Source organism: Psychrobacter sp. 1U2 (assembly GCF_051847575.1).
On record NZ_JBPYDC010000786.1, the window covers coordinates 1 to 835 of the forward strand.

Consider the following 835-nt stretch of genomic DNA (forward strand, 5'->3'; position numbering starts at 1 on the left):
TTTCATAAAGACAGAGCGAACCTGCGACCGCAACGTTAAGGCTCTCTTGTCCATTGGGCTGCGGTAAGGCGATAGGAGTTGCACATTGCATTAGCTCATCACAGACGCCTTGACCTTCATGGCCCATGATCCAAGCAGTCGGAGCGGTAAGGTCATGTTCGTAAATCAAAGTATCAGTATGTGAGCTGGTTGCCAATAAAGGGGTTTTTACACACTTTAGGATATTTTGAACACTCAAACCTTCATAAATAGTGAGCGCAAACTGCGCGCCCATTCCCGCCCGTAATGTCTTGGGTGACCATGTTTGGGCCGTGCCGCTAGTACAGAGTACTGTTTCTATCCCAACTGCGGCTGCGGTACGTAGTAGCGTACCGACGTTACCACTATCTTGTACATCATTTAAAATCAAGCAGTCGTAATCTATCACCGTTAAGCTTGGCACAGGTACGTTTATGACTCCCATAATATCGATACCTGTACCGAGACTTCGAATGCCCTCATAAAGTGCATCGGACAACGTCAAAACACTTGTGTGGGTAGGCAGACGTGTCAGAACTTGCTGAACCTCAGGATGCTGGTGAGCTGATTGTGCGAGTAGTATTTGAACAAATGGATAATCACTGCGTAGAGCTGCGTCAATAAGATGCACACCTTCAAGTACAGTCTGCCCTTGTTTTTTACGTTGACGAGCTTGAGACAACAGCGCTTTTACGAGTTTTACTGAAGGGTTTTTATCTGAAGTTATCAGCTCGGTAGAGTCTATTGACATAATTGACCGCTTAAAAAAGGTAAAGTTAACAACATTAAGAACAAGCCAGTCCAAAATACTTTTTAA

1 protein-coding gene is annotated in these 835 nt (G+C 44.8%); it reads right to left on the bottom strand.

Going from position 1 to position 835, the window contains the following annotated elements; genetic code table 11:
- Nucleotides 1-769, bottom strand: a 769-nt coding sequence (locus tag ACS8FD_RS18740) for a TrmH family RNA methyltransferase (RefSeq protein WP_439276959.1), incomplete at its 3' end; no start/stop codon positions are given.
- Nucleotides 770-835: the final 66 nt, after the last annotated feature.